This window comes from Lutimonas sp. (assembly GCF_051011215.1).
Lineage (GTDB): Bacteria > Bacteroidota > Bacteroidia > Flavobacteriales > Flavobacteriaceae > Lutimonas.
The window spans coordinates 1-15,798 of record NZ_JBPCUJ010000114.1 but is presented as its reverse complement, the minus strand read 5'-3'; the positions used below and the strand labels follow the sequence as shown (position 1 = coordinate 15,798).

Annotated in this window: 14 protein-coding genes and 1 tRNA gene; 12 read left to right on the top strand and 3 right to left on the bottom strand. The window is 36.7% G+C overall.

All coding sequences use genetic code 11. The features are described 5' to 3' along the window. Positions 1-103 precede the first annotated feature (103 nt). From ACR2MV_RS10945 to rodA, 5 genes are read left to right on the top strand one after another with little or no spacing between them, the layout of a single operon-like run. Positions 104-1,132, top strand: coding sequence for a rod shape-determining protein (locus ACR2MV_RS10945; protein ID WP_434021954.1), 1,029 nt, complete (start codon positions 104-106; stop codon positions 1,130-1,132). A gap of 17 nt (positions 1,133-1,149) precedes the next feature. Then, complete coding sequence (gene mreC, locus ACR2MV_RS10940; RefSeq protein ID WP_434021953.1) at positions 1,150-1,980, top strand: rod shape-determining protein MreC; 831 nt, start codon at positions 1,150-1,152, stop codon at positions 1,978-1,980. Beyond that, a complete protein-coding gene (mreD, locus tag ACR2MV_RS10935) occupies positions 1,973-2,479 on the top strand; it encodes a rod shape-determining protein MreD (protein ID WP_434021952.1) in 507 nt (168 codons plus the stop codon). Before mreC ends, mreD begins: the two co-directional genes overlap by 8 nt. 3 nt (positions 2,480-2,482) lie before the next feature. Beyond that, positions 2,483-4,363, top strand: a complete 1,881-nt coding sequence (gene mrdA / locus ACR2MV_RS10930; RefSeq protein ID WP_434021951.1) for a penicillin-binding protein 2 — start codon at positions 2,483-2,485, stop codon at positions 4,361-4,363. Continuing rightward, the gene (gene rodA, locus ACR2MV_RS10925) at positions 4,344-5,621 is read left to right on the top strand and encodes a rod shape-determining protein RodA (protein ID WP_434021950.1); all 1,278 of its coding nucleotides are present in this window, start codon (positions 4,344-4,346) and stop codon (positions 5,619-5,621) included. Before mrdA ends, rodA begins: the two co-directional genes overlap by 20 nt. A 79-nt stretch (positions 5,622-5,700) precedes the next feature. On the opposite strand, the gene rpsT is transcribed toward rodA, so the two are convergent. The 3 genes from rpsT to proS all read right to left on the bottom strand — a co-directional run bounded on the left by rpsT (position 5,701) and on the right by proS (position 7,621). Continuing rightward, on the bottom strand, positions 5,701-5,952 hold the full coding sequence (gene rpsT / locus ACR2MV_RS10920) for a 30S ribosomal protein S20 (protein WP_434021949.1): 252 nt from the start codon (positions 5,950-5,952) through the stop codon (positions 5,701-5,703). 33 nt (positions 5,953-5,985) lie between these two features. Next, positions 5,986-6,057, bottom strand: a tRNA-Glu gene (locus ACR2MV_RS10915). Positions 6,058-6,145: 88 nt separating this feature from the next. Continuing rightward, complete coding sequence (proS, locus tag ACR2MV_RS10910) at positions 6,146-7,621, bottom strand: proline--tRNA ligase (protein WP_434021948.1); 1,476 nt, start codon at positions 7,619-7,621, stop codon at positions 6,146-6,148. A 104-nt stretch (positions 7,622-7,725) separates the two neighbouring features. Here proS and ACR2MV_RS10905 point away from each other — a divergent pair, with 104 nt between their 5' ends. The 7 genes from ACR2MV_RS10905 to ACR2MV_RS10875 all read left to right on the top strand — a co-directional run. Further along, positions 7,726-9,027: a hypothetical protein gene (locus ACR2MV_RS10905; RefSeq protein WP_434021947.1), complete on the top strand. Its 1,302-nt coding sequence runs from the start codon at positions 7,726-7,728 to the stop codon at positions 9,025-9,027. A 19-nt stretch (positions 9,028-9,046) separates the two neighbouring features. Next, positions 9,047-10,408, top strand: a complete 1,362-nt coding sequence (locus ACR2MV_RS10900) for an OmpP1/FadL family transporter (RefSeq protein ID WP_434021946.1) — start codon at positions 9,047-9,049, stop codon at positions 10,406-10,408. 142 nt (positions 10,409-10,550) lie between these two features. Further along, on the top strand, positions 10,551-11,633 hold the full coding sequence (locus tag ACR2MV_RS10895; protein WP_434021945.1) for a hypothetical protein: 1,083 nt from the start codon (positions 10,551-10,553) through the stop codon (positions 11,631-11,633). 78 nt (positions 11,634-11,711) lie between these two features. Then, positions 11,712-12,968, top strand: a complete 1,257-nt coding sequence (locus ACR2MV_RS10890; RefSeq protein WP_434021944.1) for an oligosaccharide flippase family protein — start codon at positions 11,712-11,714, stop codon at positions 12,966-12,968. A 38-nt stretch (positions 12,969-13,006) separates the two neighbouring features. Beyond that, positions 13,007-14,209 carry an O-antigen ligase family protein gene (locus ACR2MV_RS10885; protein ID WP_434021943.1) on the top strand — a complete coding sequence of 401 codons (1,203 nt, stop codon included), beginning with the start codon at positions 13,007-13,009 and terminating at the stop codon, positions 14,207-14,209. Next, complete coding sequence (locus tag ACR2MV_RS10880; protein ID WP_434021942.1) at positions 14,193-15,419, top strand: hypothetical protein; 1,227 nt, start codon at positions 14,193-14,195, stop codon at positions 15,417-15,419. Before ACR2MV_RS10885 ends, ACR2MV_RS10880 begins: the two co-directional genes overlap by 17 nt. Next, on the top strand, positions 15,416-15,798 hold a 383-nt coding region (locus ACR2MV_RS10875; protein ID WP_434021941.1), incomplete at its 3' end, for a glycosyltransferase family A protein. The genes ACR2MV_RS10880 and ACR2MV_RS10875, both read left to right, overlap by 4 nt.

The window sequence follows — 15,798 nt, the reverse complement described above, 5'->3', positions numbered from 1 at the left end:
TTAAAATAGTTCTAACTATTTTAAGGCTTAGGCTTTAAGAATTGGGTAAATTTATTACATTTGTGACATTCACATTACAAACAAGTTAACACGATATCATTTTATGGGGTTTTTTGACTTTATGACAGAAGATATTGCAATCGATTTAGGGACTGCAAATACTTTAATCATTCACAAAGGAAAAGTTGTTGTAGATAGTCCGTCAATTGTTGCTATGGACAGGGCCACCAACAAAATCATTGCCATCGGAAAAAGGGCCAACCAAATGCAGGGCAAAACCCACGAAAACATTAAAACAATACGACCCTTAAAAGATGGAGTAATTGCTGACTTTGAAGCATCTGAACAGATGATTCGTGAATTCATCAAGAATATTCCAACCATTAAAAAAAGATTCTTTCGACCTTCCTTGCGCATGGTCATCTGTATTCCATCAGGAATTACTGAAGTGGAGAAAAGAGCGGTTCGGGATTCAGCGGAACAGATGAATGCAAAGGATATTTATTTGATCTATGAACCAATGGCAGCCGCAATAGGTATTGGGATCGATATTATGATGCCAAAAGGAAACATGATTATTGATATAGGCGGAGGGACAACAGAAATCGCTGTTATTGCTCTGAGCGGCATCGTTTGTGATAAATCCGTAAAAGTGGCCGGTGATGTTTTTACCAGCGACATTGCTATGTATCTGAGAACTCAGCACAACCTGTATATTGGAGAAACAACTGCTGAAAAAATAAAAATTCAAATTGGAGCGGCAACCGAAGAACTGGACACTCCTCCCGATGATATTTCTATCCAGGGAAGAGACCTGCTAAGCGGTAAACCTAAACAAATTGAATTGTCATACCGGGAAATTGCCAAGGCATTGGAAAAATCGATTCTGAGAATTGAAGATGCCGTGATGGAAACCTTATCTCAAACTCCTCCGGAACTTGCCGCAGATATTTATAATACAGGAATCTACCTGGCAGGTGGCGGATCGATGCTTCGTGGTCTTGACAAAAGATTGTCACGCAAAACTGATCTTCCTGTTTATGTGGCAGAAGATCCTTTAAGAGCTGTTGTTCGCGGTACGGGAATTGCTTTAAAGGATATTGAGAAATACAAAAGTGTATTAATGAAATAGCATCCTGATCAAATATTATGCAACAGATCATTTCATTCCTTTACAAGAATAAATTATTCATCTTGTTTTTGTTGCTTGAATTTTTTGCTATCATTTTCACAATTCAAAGCCACTCTTTTCATAAAAGTAAATTCGTTAATTCGGCGAATTTTTTATCTGGAGGTATCTATAATAGGATAAATAACTTCAAAGAATTTTTGCTGTTAAAGAAAGAAAATGAACGCCTGAACGATGAAAATGTCTATCTAAAGAATCTTTTGGGCCTTGATAGTCTGGCAGTTTTGGATGCTGACATTGCCGTTATTGACACTTTAAAGTTCAAACAGAAATACAACTATACCGGCGCTAAGGTCATCAATAATAACTTTCGCAAAAACAATAATTATTTAACCATCAATAAGGGCTCAAATCAGGGTTTAGGGTCTGATCTTGGCGTTATAAACAGCAAAGGAATTGTCGGGATCACTAAAAGTGTTTCTGGGAATTATGCAACAGTATTATCTATTTTGAACGTGAATTCAAGGATCAATGCCAAATTATTAAACTCTGACCATTATGGTAGTTTAAGCTGGGATAATAATGATTACAATGTGGTCCAGCTATTAGACCTGCCAATACAGGCCGCCATCTATGCCGGGGATACAGTCATAACAGGCGGAAAATCAACTATTTTTCCAGAAGGAATTCCTATTGGGACAATTAAAGATTTTAAAACGTTGAACAACAATTATGAATATATCAACATCTTGCTTTTTAATGATATGAGCTCCATCGGATTTGTGCAGGTCATCAAGAATTTTGATAAAATGGAAATAAAATCACTGGAAGAAAAATCAACAAATGAATAGGGAGAATATAAATAGTGCTTTACTTTTTATTGGCTTGATATTATTACAGATCATTGTACTTAATAATATCAATTTCCTGGGCTATATCAATCCTTATTTCTACATCTTTTTTATTTTCCTCTATCCAATACGGAAAGATGATGCTTCCATATTGATACTCAGTTTTTTCCTTGGTCTTTTTATTGATATTTTCTCAGATTCAGGAGGGATCAATGCAGCCGCTACACTTTTTATTGCTTTTGTCAGAATACCTATTTTACAAAGTGTTATTGGAAAAAGAGATATTGAATATGGGGCAGTGACCATTTTTAAATTACCCTTCCCAAAAATGTTTTTGTTTGTGGTAATCATGACCTTTTTACATCATTTTATTGTTTTTGGGTTGGAGTATTTTAAATGGGGTAAGTTTGGAACCATTTTACTAAATACTGTTTTAACCAGTATTTTTACCATAATTTTGACGATGATTAGTTTTACTTTTGTAATGCGTAAAAGATAAGAGATGCCTAGGAATTCATTATTATATATCTTAATCCTATCAGTTGGTGCCATATTTATTGGCAGGCTTTTCTTTTTGCAGGTCGTCGATTCAAAATACAGACAAAATCCTTTAAATAACTCTGCGGTCACTACCAAATTTGCCTACCCTGACCGAGGTTTCATTTATGACAGAAATGACAAATTGCTCGTAGCCAACCAGAGCTCTTACGACATCATGATTATTCCCAGAGATGTTGAACCCTTAGATACCTTAGAATTTTGCAATTTGCTTAAAATCACCAAAGAGGATTTTTTAAAGCGCTATCACCGAACTAAAAATTATTCACCTCGGTTGCCTTCAATTTTTGTAGGTCAGGTATCAAAGGAAGATTATGCCTACTTACAGGAAAGAATGTATAAGTACAAGGGCTTTTATATTCAAAAAAGGTTTCTTCGTCAATATCCTGAAAACACCAGTGCCAACGTATTAGGATATATCAGTGAGGTAAATGAGGGACTACTCAAAAAGAACAGTGAATATCAGCTCGGAGAATTAGTAGGATATCAGGGAGTTGAGAAACAATACGAAAAAGTACTTCGCGGTAAAAAAGGAGTTAGCTTTATCCAAAAAAACCGATTCAATAAAGAAATCGGAGCCTATAAAGATGGCATGTACGATACGCTACCGATCCCGGGAAAAGATATTACCCTTACCCTGGACATGCAGTTACAGATGTATGCCGAGAAATTAATGGTGAACAAAAGAGGTGGTATTGTTGCTTTGGAACCATCATCAGGTGAAATTTTATCCTTGGTTTCAACTCCAGGTTATAACCCTAATATGCTGGTTGGTCGCAAAAGGTCGAAAAATTCCTACCTGCTTTTTAATGACACGATTAAAAAACCCATGCTGGACAGAGGTCTTCAGGCACAGTATCCGCCGGGTTCTCCCTTTAAAATAATCAATGCCCTTATAGCGCTTCAGGAAGAAGTTGTGACTCCTACAACGGGTTTTAATTGCTATCACGGATATAAATATGGTCGTGGCGGTTTTATGAAATGTCACTGTGGGATCGTTGGCAAGCCGATTAGCATGAATACCGGTATCTATCGCTCCTGTAATGCTTATTTTTCGAATGTGTATAGAAGAACCATTGAGAAGTATGATACAGCCGTTGAAGGCATGGATGTCTGGAGCAATCATGTGAAGAGTTTTGGACTTGGAAATTTTCTGGGATACGACCTTCCTTCGGGACAAAAAGGATTGGTTCCTGATTCCAATCTTTACAATCGATACTACCCGAACCATAAATGGAAAGCCATCACTACCATCTCCAATGCCATTGGCCAGGGAGAAGTTCTTACGACTCCTATACAGCTCGCTAATATGACGGCAGCTATTGCAAATCGCGGTTATTATTATACACCTCATATTTTGAAGAAAATAGGAGACTCCATTAATTCAAATCCAAAATATACCAAGGCAAAATATACTAGTATTGATGCAAAACATTTTGAACCTGTCATTGATGGAATGCTAAACGTTTTCGAAATAGGAACGGCCCGGGGTTCCAAAATTGATGGTATACAGATTTGTGGAAAAACAGGAACCGCTGAAAATTTCACCAGAGTCAACGGAGAGCGGGTACAATTTACGGATCATTCGATCTTTATTGCCTTTGCTCCAAAAGATGATCCAAAAATTGCCATTGCAGTTTTCGTTGAAAATGGCTATTGGGGATCGAGATGGGCCGCTCCCATTGCCAGCTTAATGATAGAAAGTTATATCAATGGAGAGATCAAAAGAGACTGGTTGGAAAAAAGAATGCTCGAAGGAAGTCTCGAAGAAGAATACAACAAACAACTTGAAATAGAAAACTACGTTGCGCAAAAGGAAGAGTAATATATTTAAAGGGGTTGATTGGCCAACAATCATTATGTTCTTGATGTTCGTTTTTCTTGGATGGCTTAGTATCTATGCAGCTACCTTTTCCGAGACAGAGTACGAGGTTTTTGATCTTAGCACCAAGTATGGAAAACAAATGATCTGGATCTTACTCAGCTTTGTCCTTATCATTTTCATCCTGGCAATTGACAAGAAGTTCTATGAACAATTTTCAGGTGTATTTTACCTGGTTTCCATATTGTCATTGGCCGGCCTGTTTATTTTCGGAAACAACATAAACGGAGCAACATCCTGGTATACATTTGGCTCATTTGGAATACAACCTTCTGAATTCGCCAAAGCTGCCACCGCATTGGCCATAGCGAATTATCTGAATGAACGAAATCAGGACCTCCGAAAATTACCCAACCAATTAAGGGCTTTTGGAATTATCTTTTTACCGGCACTTTTGATCACCTTACAACCCGATCCGGGGTCGGCATTGGTATATGGTTCCCTGATCTTGGTACTCTATCAATTTGGTTTACCCTTGTATTATCTGGTTATTGGTTTTTTAGCCTTGATATTATTTATAATTACGCTTTATTTTGGTTCTCTTATGACCCTGTTAATTAGCACGGTTGCGATTTCCGGCTTTCTTGTCTATCTTATTTATAAAAACAAAAAATACATACGGCATAACTGGTTGCGATTTGTTATTATTTACCTGTTTACGGGTATTTTTATCGTGAGTGTTGATTACGTCTTTAACAATGTATTTGAACAAAGGCACAGAGACAGGTTCAATATTCTTCTTGGGAAGGATGTTGATGACCAGGGTATCGGATATAATACAGCCCAATCGGTCATAACCATCGGTTCAGGAGGTATCAATGGAAAAGGTTTTCTACAGGGTGACAGGACCCAGGGAGATTTTGTTCCTGAGCAGCAAACCGATTATATCTTCAGTACCGTCGGAGAAGAGTGGGGTTTTTTGGGCAGCAGTTTTGTAATTTTATTATTCGTTGTATTTCTGATAAGACTCTTAATGATCGCTGACAGGCAAAAATCCATCTTTAGCAAAGTTTTTTCTTATGCTACAGTGGCGATCTTCTTTTTTCATTTTACGATCAATATAGGCATGGTCATTGGCCTGCTTCCTACTATCGGTATTCCCCTGCCCTTTTTCAGTTACGGAGGCTCTTCTCTTTGGGGCTTTACCGTCCTGCTCTTTATCATGATACGATTAGATGCAGACAGAATTTATGAATGGTAATCCTAAAATCTTTTAGATACATTAGGGCCAAAAAAAAAGCAACCCAATGGGTTGCTCTCAATTCTTGAGTTAGTTTCAGTTATAATGAAGCTACGTGCAAAGTCAATTTGGATTTGATATTTGCCGCTTTGTTTTTATGAATTACATTATTCTTAGCTAATTTGTCTAGCATAGAAACAATATTTGGCAATAAAGCCTCAGCATCTTTCTTATCTTCTACTGAACGTAAATTTTTAATAGCATTACGCGTCGTTTTATGCTGGTACTTGTTTCTTAAATGCTTCGACTCATTACTTCTAATTCTCTTCAATGCCGATTTATGATTTGCCATAATTCTATAATTTAGTTGTTATTAAAACAATTGTAGCCCGTAGGGGAATCGAACCCCTCTTACCAGGATGAAAACCTGGCGTCCTAGCCGATAGACGAACGGGCCAAGGATGTGCTTTTCTTAATTAAAGCGAGTGCAAAATTAATACATTATTTCAACTCTGCAAGAACTTTTTAAATTTTTTTTTATTTTTTTAATATGCTTTTGCAAACAATACTCTTTTCGAGGATGGTTTGCCACTATATACGCAACTACCTGTCTCATCACCACCTTCTAAAGGGATACAACGAATGGTTGCTTTTGTCTCACTTTTGATGCGTTCTTCCGTTTCTGATGTCCCGTCCCAATGAGCAGAAATAAATCCTCCTTTCGCATTCAATGTTTCTTTGAAATCATCAAAACTGTCTACTTCTGTAATTAAGTTATCTCTAAAGTTTAATGCTTTCTTAAATAAGTTATCCTGAATCTCGGTCAATAAGGTTTCTATTCTTTCCACCAAATCTCCTTGATCAATAGTCTCTTTTTCAAGGGTATCTCTTCGTGCTAACTCAGCAGTATTATTTTCAAGATCCCTTGGTCCCATCGCAACCCGCAATGGAACTCCTTTTAATTCATATTCAGCAAACTTCCATCCTGGCTTGTAGGTATTTCTGTTATCATATTTCACAGAAATTCCTTTGGCTCTTAGTTCTTTTGTAAATCCTGCTATACGCTCATCTAACATTTTTAATTGCTCCTCACCTTTGTAAATAGGCACAATTGCTACCTGAATCGGCGCTAATTTCGGTGGTAAGACCAATCCAAAATCATCACTATGCGACATCACTAAAGCTCCCATCAATCTGGTTGAAACACCCCATGAGGTAGCCCATACAAAATCTTGTTTTCCTTCTCGGGTAGCATATTTCACATCAAAGGCTTTGGCAAAATTCTGCCCTAAGAAATGTGAAGTTCCGGCCTGCAATGCTCTTCCATCCTGCATCATGGCTTCAATGGTATAAGTATCCAAGGCACCTGCAAAACGTTCGCTTTCAGTTTTGGTACCTTTAATTACGGGCATCGCCATAAAACTCTCAGCAAATTCAGCATACACGCCTTGCATTTTCTGTGTTTCTTCTATGGCCTCGTCTTTGGTTTCATGAGCCGTATGTCCTTCCTGCCATAAAAACTCAGCCGTTCTTAAAAACAACCTGGTTCTCATTTCCCATCGCATTACATTGGCCCATTGATTTATCAATAAGGGTAAATCTCTGTAGGATTGAATCCATTTTCTATAGGAATCCCAAATAATGGTTTCTGAAGTAGGTCTGATAATCAATTCCTCTTCAAGTTTTGCCTTTTCATCCACTACAATACCATTTCCTTCTTCATCATTCTTCAGCCTGTAATGGGTTACTACGGCACACTCTTTGGCAAAACCATCTACATGACTCGCCTCTTTACTAAAATATGATTTCGGGATCAATAATGGAAAATAAGCATTCTCATGACCTGTTTCCTTGAACATTCTGTCCAACTCAGCTTGCATCTTTTCCCAAATGGCATAACCATATGGTTTTATTACCATCATTCCCCGCACCCCGGAATTCTCCGCAAGGTCAGCTTTTACAACTAATTCATTGTACCATTTAGAATAATCTTCCGCTCTTTTCGTCAGTTTTTTACCCATGAAAAATAATTTTTGGCATAAATATTGTAATATTACTTTTGAACTCAAAAATTCAGTTGCAAACTTAGTTTTTTTTTGCCTGACAACCATAAAAATAAGTCACTATGAAAAACTTTACTCATTTTAAAAATATTCTTTTTAACACATCGGTAATCGCTGCACTAGCGATAGGTTTTTCTTCATGCAGCTCTACACAGCAGGCTTATAATGATGATGACGGAATTTATGGAGCTACTCAGACAAAACAAGAAGTAGTCATGGTAAGAGATACCAAAACGGACTATTATCAGAACTACTTTTCCGGAGAAAAAGAAAATAATGACGAATACTTTACGGACATAGATTCCTATCAAGGAGACTATGAAAGTGACACCTTATATGTAGATGAATACAATGCAAACCCTGGTTGGGATCGCAACTCGTCAAATGTCAGTATCAGTTTTAATGTTGGAATTGGAGCTGGTTATGGCTGGGGTGCACCTTGCTATGGTTGGGGTGGATATTACGGATGGGGTTACCCATGCTATGGTTATGGCTATGGTTGGGGTTGGGGATATCCTGGATGGGGCTACTACCCTCCTTATTATCCACCTTATTATCCACCGTATTACCCGGGATACTATGAAAGAGCTACATACGGCAAACGCTATGCTCAAAACACTGGCAGAATGAATACGGGTCGTATCAACAATACAGAAAACTTTAACCGTCAAAACGGAAGAACAGGCTACAGAGAAGTTGCTTCATCGTATTCCGGCAGAAATGCCAGATCAACGCAATATTCTAGTAACAGAAGTAACAGAAACGCTTCAAATAGTCAGAGCTATTCCAAAAGGTCCAGTTACAGCAATACAAATAATAGATCTAATTACAGGAACAACAGCTCAAGAAGTAATAACAGAAGTTATAATCGTTCAGCCCCTTCCAGCAGGTCATATTCACCTAGTTCAAGAGGTAGTTCTTCTGGTTTCAGAAGCGGATCGTCTGGTATGAGAAGTAGTTCAGGAAGAAGACAAATGTCTTATAACAACATTGACTCAGAATCCAGAAACTCTTCTAACAGAACTTTTATCAAAAGGAATCAACAGACAACTAAAAGCAGTTCAGGCTCGAGAGTATCCTATGCCAATGCCAGAGATAACGGCAGCATTCAGCGATATGCGAAATACGCTCCATCGGTAACCCAGAGTAGCAACAGCAGAAGTTCAGGTTATTCGAATGGCAGAAGCAATGGTTCCAGTTATTCGAGTTCAAGAAGTTCCGGCAGTTCAACAAGTCGAGCCTCATCAAGCGCGCGCTCAAGCAGCAGTAGATCGTCAAGCTCGTCTGTGAGCAGAACCTCTGCAAGATCTTCCTCTTTCAAAGGAAGTGCAGCTACTACGTCAAGGGCATCCAGAACAAGATAATTTAAAAAAAACAATTACTATGAATCAAAAGATACCTTTTGTATTATTATACCTATGCAGTTTTGCGATAAGCGCTCAGTCTTTGAGTTATGTCGATCAGGCCGTCTTGTTTTCTACCGAAAGTAATTTTGGAACCGGAAGATATGTAGGTATGAGCGGGGCCTTTGGCGCCCTCGGAAATGATATGTCTGCGGTTGATATTAACCCGGCCGGTTTAGCCGTATACAACCGAGGAGAATTTTCCACAACATTTACATATCGTGACACCAACATTAAGTCCTCTTTTTATGGAAATGACATCAACAATCAAGATGATTATTTCAGATTTTCACAGATTGGTGGTCTCAACAGCTGGGACAGCTTCGGAAATCCTGATATATACAAATTCGCCTTTGGCTTTAACTACAGTGTCGTAAATCATTACAATAACAACTATGTGGTCCAAGGCAATAGTGGTATTCCAGAATATCCGGATGATCCTGATTTTAATTTTGACGATGATCCGAATAATGATATCAACTATATCAATGTCGATGATCAATATTTTTATAACTATACTTCAGGGATCAATGATAAATTCAATTTTAGTTTTGCCACCCTGTATAAAGAAATAGTTTACTTAGGAGCTTCTATGGCATTCCATCACATAAATTTTTATCAGAATACGGTGTTTGAAGAAAGTAGTAATGACGGTGAAGGAAATACCATGGATGTTAGAAATGTGGAGTATCTATCTACGTATGCAAGTGGTTTTAATTTTGGTTTAGGTATCATTGTCACGCCGGCTGAGGGGTTACGACTAGGTGCCTCCTATCAATCTCCTATCTGGTACAATCTTTCAGAGAGATTTGAACGCCGAACGACCTATCTTTTCAATGGTGAAGTAGATCCTGACCCGGATTATCCTTTACCTAATTATTATGATTACAAAATAACAACGCCAGGTAAGTTTACCGGAAGCATCGCTTATGTATTTGGTCAACATGGCCTGCTCAGTCTCGATTATATTTATCAGGATTATAAAAAAACGAAACTATCTCCTTCAAGCAATTTTATTGACGAAAACCAAGATCTGAGTACCGGTTTAAGAAGCACTAATTCTTTCAAAATAGGAACAGAGTGGAAATTTAATATGATCAGTTTAAGAGGAGGATATCGCATTATTCAATCTCCTTACAGGGATTCTTCTACTGAATACGACAACAAGGGATATTCATTAGGGCTTGGAATTAAATTCTCAAGAAGATTCGGACTAGATTTTGCCTATGACAATTCCTCTTATCAGGATGAATACCGATTTTTAACAGCAGCCGGAACTGACCCTGCCCAATTGGAGTTTACCAATAATCGGTTTACTTCTTCCTTGGTATTTTCTTTCTAGATTAAGATGCTTTTCTGAAATTACTCCTTTTTTGGGGGTAAGAATTTAAGGTGTTTGTATCCTCTTGGAACAACATCGCATAAAATTATTGTGATACTTTGGTTTGTTTAAGTATTTTTACCCTTCAAAACAGGTGCTTTTTATGAAGAACAAAGAATTAGAAGGTAAAAAAGAGACAGCTCAGTCTAGAGAAGAGGATATTGACATTGCCCAACTTTTTGTATTCATTGGCAGGGGCCTTTCAGGTATCGTGAATTTTTTCGTTTCTATTTTTAAAACCCTATTTTCCTGGATTTTACATTTCATTTTATTTATTCGAGCCAACTTAAAGAAAATGATTCTTGCAGCCTTAATAGGAGCTTCTTTAGGTGCCGTATATCAATATGCTTTCAAGGAAGTGCAATATGAGTCCTCCATGACGGTAGAACCAAATTTTGGATCAGCCATTCAACTGTATAAAAATATAGACTTTTACCTCAGCTTAATAGAACAGGACGATTATGAACGTCTGGCAGAGAGCCTAAACATTTCAACAGAAGAAGCGCAAAACGTCTCCAGAATTGAAGTGGAACCCTACTCCAATGATAGCCAAAGCCTGATGTCTTTCAAGGATTTTGTTGGCGAACTTGATTCTTTAACAATCAACCTTGTTGATTATAAAACGTATGTAAAAAAGCAACCGGTAGAATCTTATAAATACCACTTGATAAAAGTGACCTCTAAAGACAAATTTATTTTTGACAAACTCGAGGATCCCATTATCAATTCAATCACTAAAAATCAATACTACGACAAGGTAAAATCAACGTCTTATTTGAATTTAATGTCTCGAAAAAATGCCCTGCTTGAATCCATTACTGAATTGGATTCCTTAAGATCACTATACAAAAAAGTGCTGCTGGCCGAAAGCGCTAAGGAGAATTCAGGAACAAATATTTTTCTTTCTCAGGTCGAAAATGAGAATGAGCAGTTATTTGTGTTTGATAAATATATGCTCATGAATGAAGAGCTTATGAAGGTTAATAAGCAACTGATGGAAGAAGACAAGGTGATCAATGTCGTTTCAAGCTTCAATTCAATTGGAATGAAAATCAATGACTGGTATCGTAATTTTGCGGTGATTGGATTTATTTCCGGATTTATATTTCTCATGTTATTTCTTTTATTCAAGGAATTGAATCACAAATTGATTCAATATGAAAGAACCAACCTTGGGTCGAACTAGGAGATCTAATCCAAAGCAAGATTTTTTTTCAATTGATGTGAATCTAAATGGGTAACTCAACACAACAATACTTTCTCATTGAGTAAACAGGTCTTTAAAAACACGTTTTTCTATACTGCTTTTCAACTGGCATCTTATATCATGCCATTAATTCTAATTCCTTATATATCCCGAACAATAGGTTTGGAGCGTTATGGAATCAGTGAATTCACTCTTGAATTTGCCACATTTTTTGGCTCCATAATATTATATGGATTTGATTTTACCATGTCTAAAAACCTGAGTAGAAATAGAACCGACAAAACCTATTATAGCCATTTGTTTTGGACTGTATTTTATGCGCGTATTTCATTGGCACTGGTTCTCCTGCCGATTTGCTGGATCATGGGTACTTATTTTCTCGACGCCTTGTTTACCAAAACCTTGCTTTTATATGCTTGCCTTTTTATTATTTCCAGAATTTTTTCGTCCTGGTGGTTCTTTCAGGGTATGGAGAATATTAAGTGGATCGCCGTTGGAAACTTCTTTATAAAACTACTGATTCTTGGCTTGGTATTGTTATTTGTGAAAGACGAACAAGACTATCCTTATGTTGTTCTGGCATTTGGTCTGTCTCAACTTACAATTAATTTAATAGCATGGCTATGGATCATTTTAAAATATAGAATAGAATCATTTGCCCTAAAAGTAAAAGAGGTTTTCCAACTATTAAAGATGTCGTTTTTTACATTTTTAAATGAATTTTTAATTATGATGTTTACAACAGTAAACATACTGATTGTAAAAAATTTCCTGAGCGCTGAAGAATTGGGTTTGTATGCGGCTACGATGAAAGTAGCTATCATTATTCAAAATCTTGTCATACAATCTATCTCGAAGTCGCTATACCCGAATCTGGCACTGGAATTCAAGAACAACCCTACAAATTATAAAAACAGACTTGAAATGTTTCGCAACTTATTGGGAGTACTACTTGTCGCTGTTGCCATTATCATTCTTATTGGAAAAGAATTCATCGTTGGATTTTTGTTCGGAAGTAGTTTTAATGATGTGATCTCTTTGTTGGCTTATATTTCATTTTTACCTTTTTTTATTGGAATGAGCAACATTTATGGATGGCAGGGATTGTATATTTTGAATCAGGAACGAAGGATGTCATTTATTTCTTTATTCGTCGGGATCTTTTCAGTGAGCTGCCTGTTATTGCTCACGGAACAATTTGGAGTGAAAGGAGTGCTTATCATAAGAAACATTAGTGAAATCATGATCTTTTTACTGGCTTATTTTTCTTTTCATAAATATTGGAAATCTAAAGAGCTGCCTTCAAATAAGTAATCATAATTTGTATATTTTTAAATCATTCTGACCAGTAAATGAAATCATTAGAAAAAATAGCATTTTTCCTCTTACCCTTGAGTGCCTTGATTTCTGAATTGACTTTTGTCCCCAACAGAATTTTGATTTTGCTCTGTCTATCCTGGGTGATTTTTCGAGATAAAAGAATTATAAACTATGTGTCGAAAAAAAAGTGGTTAATACTCATTGTTGTCTTTTACCTGATATTTATTCTTTTTTCAAATAAGTTCCTGTCGAATGAGGCTATTCTATTATTAACCATTCCCGTCTATTTATTGCTATATGGATCAAGTAGTTTAGAGCAATTCTATTTAAAAAAATATTTCATACTTGCCACAGTTACTTATTCAATTATCCTGATAGCAAGCAAAACAATTAGTATCGCGTCCTTTGGGTTTTCAAATTTCCTGGCAAAAAAATATTGGTGGAACGAGATATTATACAAGAATCTTACGGCAACTCTCCATGGTCACCCCACCTATATCGCTATGTTTATAACTGCTGCTATCATCATGATGCTGAATAATCAGGCCAGTTCAAAAAAATATTTTACATCGACTCAACGTGTTCTAGTCCTTACTACGCTGCTTAGTGTTTTATTATTATTGGTTGTAAAGATTTCATACCTCACATTAGGGGTTGTTATGTTATTCTATATCATCACTCTTTTCCGAAAAAATCGTAGAAAGGAAGCTTGGATAAGTTTATGTATACTAATACTCACCGGAATCGCTGTCTTCAATCTATCTGGGGTTAAACAACGATTGTTAAATGATATAAGTTACTTCGGCGCCAAAGAAGTACAAACTGATGATCAAAACAGAATCAACGAAAGAGCTGCCTTGTGGCAATCTTCAACCCATTTTATAAAAGAGAACCCAATCATTGGGAGTTCTTTCCAAGGTAGATCATCCAAAGAGAGCATTTATCCTTTGGCCAAAAAGTTGTATCCCCCTTTAGAATATGCGAAAAACAGTCATAATAACTATTTGGAATTTGGTGTGAGGTATGGTCTGCCCGGCGCCCTGGTATTCCTGTTTTTCATTTTTATGTATTTAAAAGTGGGTGTAAAGAACCGATCTTTTGAAATTATTGGAATTGCGGTCTTGATCTGTCTGTTTTCTCTCACAGAAAGTTTTATGTTTAGAGAGCAGGGTATCTCATTTGTTGCTATATTCACGGCTATCCTCGGAAAACAAGTTTATGGAAAATATATTTGAGTTTGATCTGTTTTCTATTTTAATCAGCACCTGCTACTTCGGACTGGTTATTGCAGCTTTAATGCTTTTACTATCCTATGGTAAAAAAATCAAAAAAAATGCTTTCTTCAGTTTGGTGTTTGGGGTAAGCCTTTACTATAGTTTCTTTCTCCTGAATCATCTCTTCCCATTTAAATCAACCGCCCCAGATTCCATATACTATGCGAATATAATTACGGATTTTTGGGGAAACTATGATGCCTGGACCATCGGTGTAAAACTATATGCCCTGATTAATTTTATTCCGTTTCAGTTTAGTCTAAGGTATCCGGTGGTTTTCATTCTGATCAATATCTTCTTCTTCTATGCGGGAGTTATCTTTATTGGAAAATCATTTATACGACTGATGCGTTTTTATGACATTTCAATTTCCAAAAATTTCATGGCTCATTTGTTACTATATACAGCCTTTTATCCCGCGGCCATTATTATTATCCCCACCTTGCTGCGCGAAGGAAGTATGATATTTTTCTTTGGTCTCTGCACCTATTCACTGAGCATAATTTACACTGAAACTGAAAGAATAAACAAGGCTAACATAGCCGTATTTATAATCGCACTTATCCTGTTAACCTTGATTCGTCCTATCGGAGGCGTTAGCTATATGGTTGCGATCTTTGTATTTTACCTGTTTCGATCCTTTAAAAAAGGTTCTGTAAAAAACATACTCATTAGTCTTTTTTCACTTTTGCTATTTGTCCTGTTAATAAATTTTATTGTAGACACTTTTTATAATTTGTCTTTTTCTTTTAGCTGGATCGATAAATTCAGAGCCTCGCATAAAGAACTGTTTGGAACAGAATCCTATGGAACGGAATTGAATTGGTCCGGCGGTTGGGCTTCCATGAAAAGTTCTTTTCTATTATTCCTTCAATACCTGTTCTCACCTTTTCCAATTCTTATTCCTACCGGGATTGCGTTGCAAAAAACGATTCCCTTATTGGATGCCTGTTTTATCTTTTTCAGTATTGTTCCGGCTTTATTCTATTCCAAGATAAAACCAGTGAAGATTATTCTATATTTTTGCTTTATTTTGCTCATGATACCAGCATTTGTTGAAACACATATCACAGGAGCTTATCGTCACAGGATGAATGCCATTGTGATGCTTCTACCTGTATTTGCTTTTGCAATGAACAAGGTGTTATTTAAAATTACCAGCAGCAAATGAAGCTACAAGTACTAATGGCCGCAACGGATTTAATACCGACTGAGCATTTCCCTCAAGGTCTTTATCAACTGTGTAAAAACAAGATCAAATGTACTGTTGTTAATCAGGTATCAAACGCTAAAAACAATTCCCATAATAAGCACCAAGGTATTGACATTTACACCTATTCCGAAAAAGGGCTGAGCAAAAGTAGAAATCGAAACTTAGCGTATATCACTGAAAATATATGCCTTATCACGGACCAGGACATTCTTTTTAAAGAAGGCTTCCAGGACAGAATCCTCAGGGCATTTAAAGAGGCAGCCGAGGCAGACATTATTGTATTTCAAATAGAAGATTTAGATGGTAAACCTTTAAAAAACTATAAAGAGAGTGCATT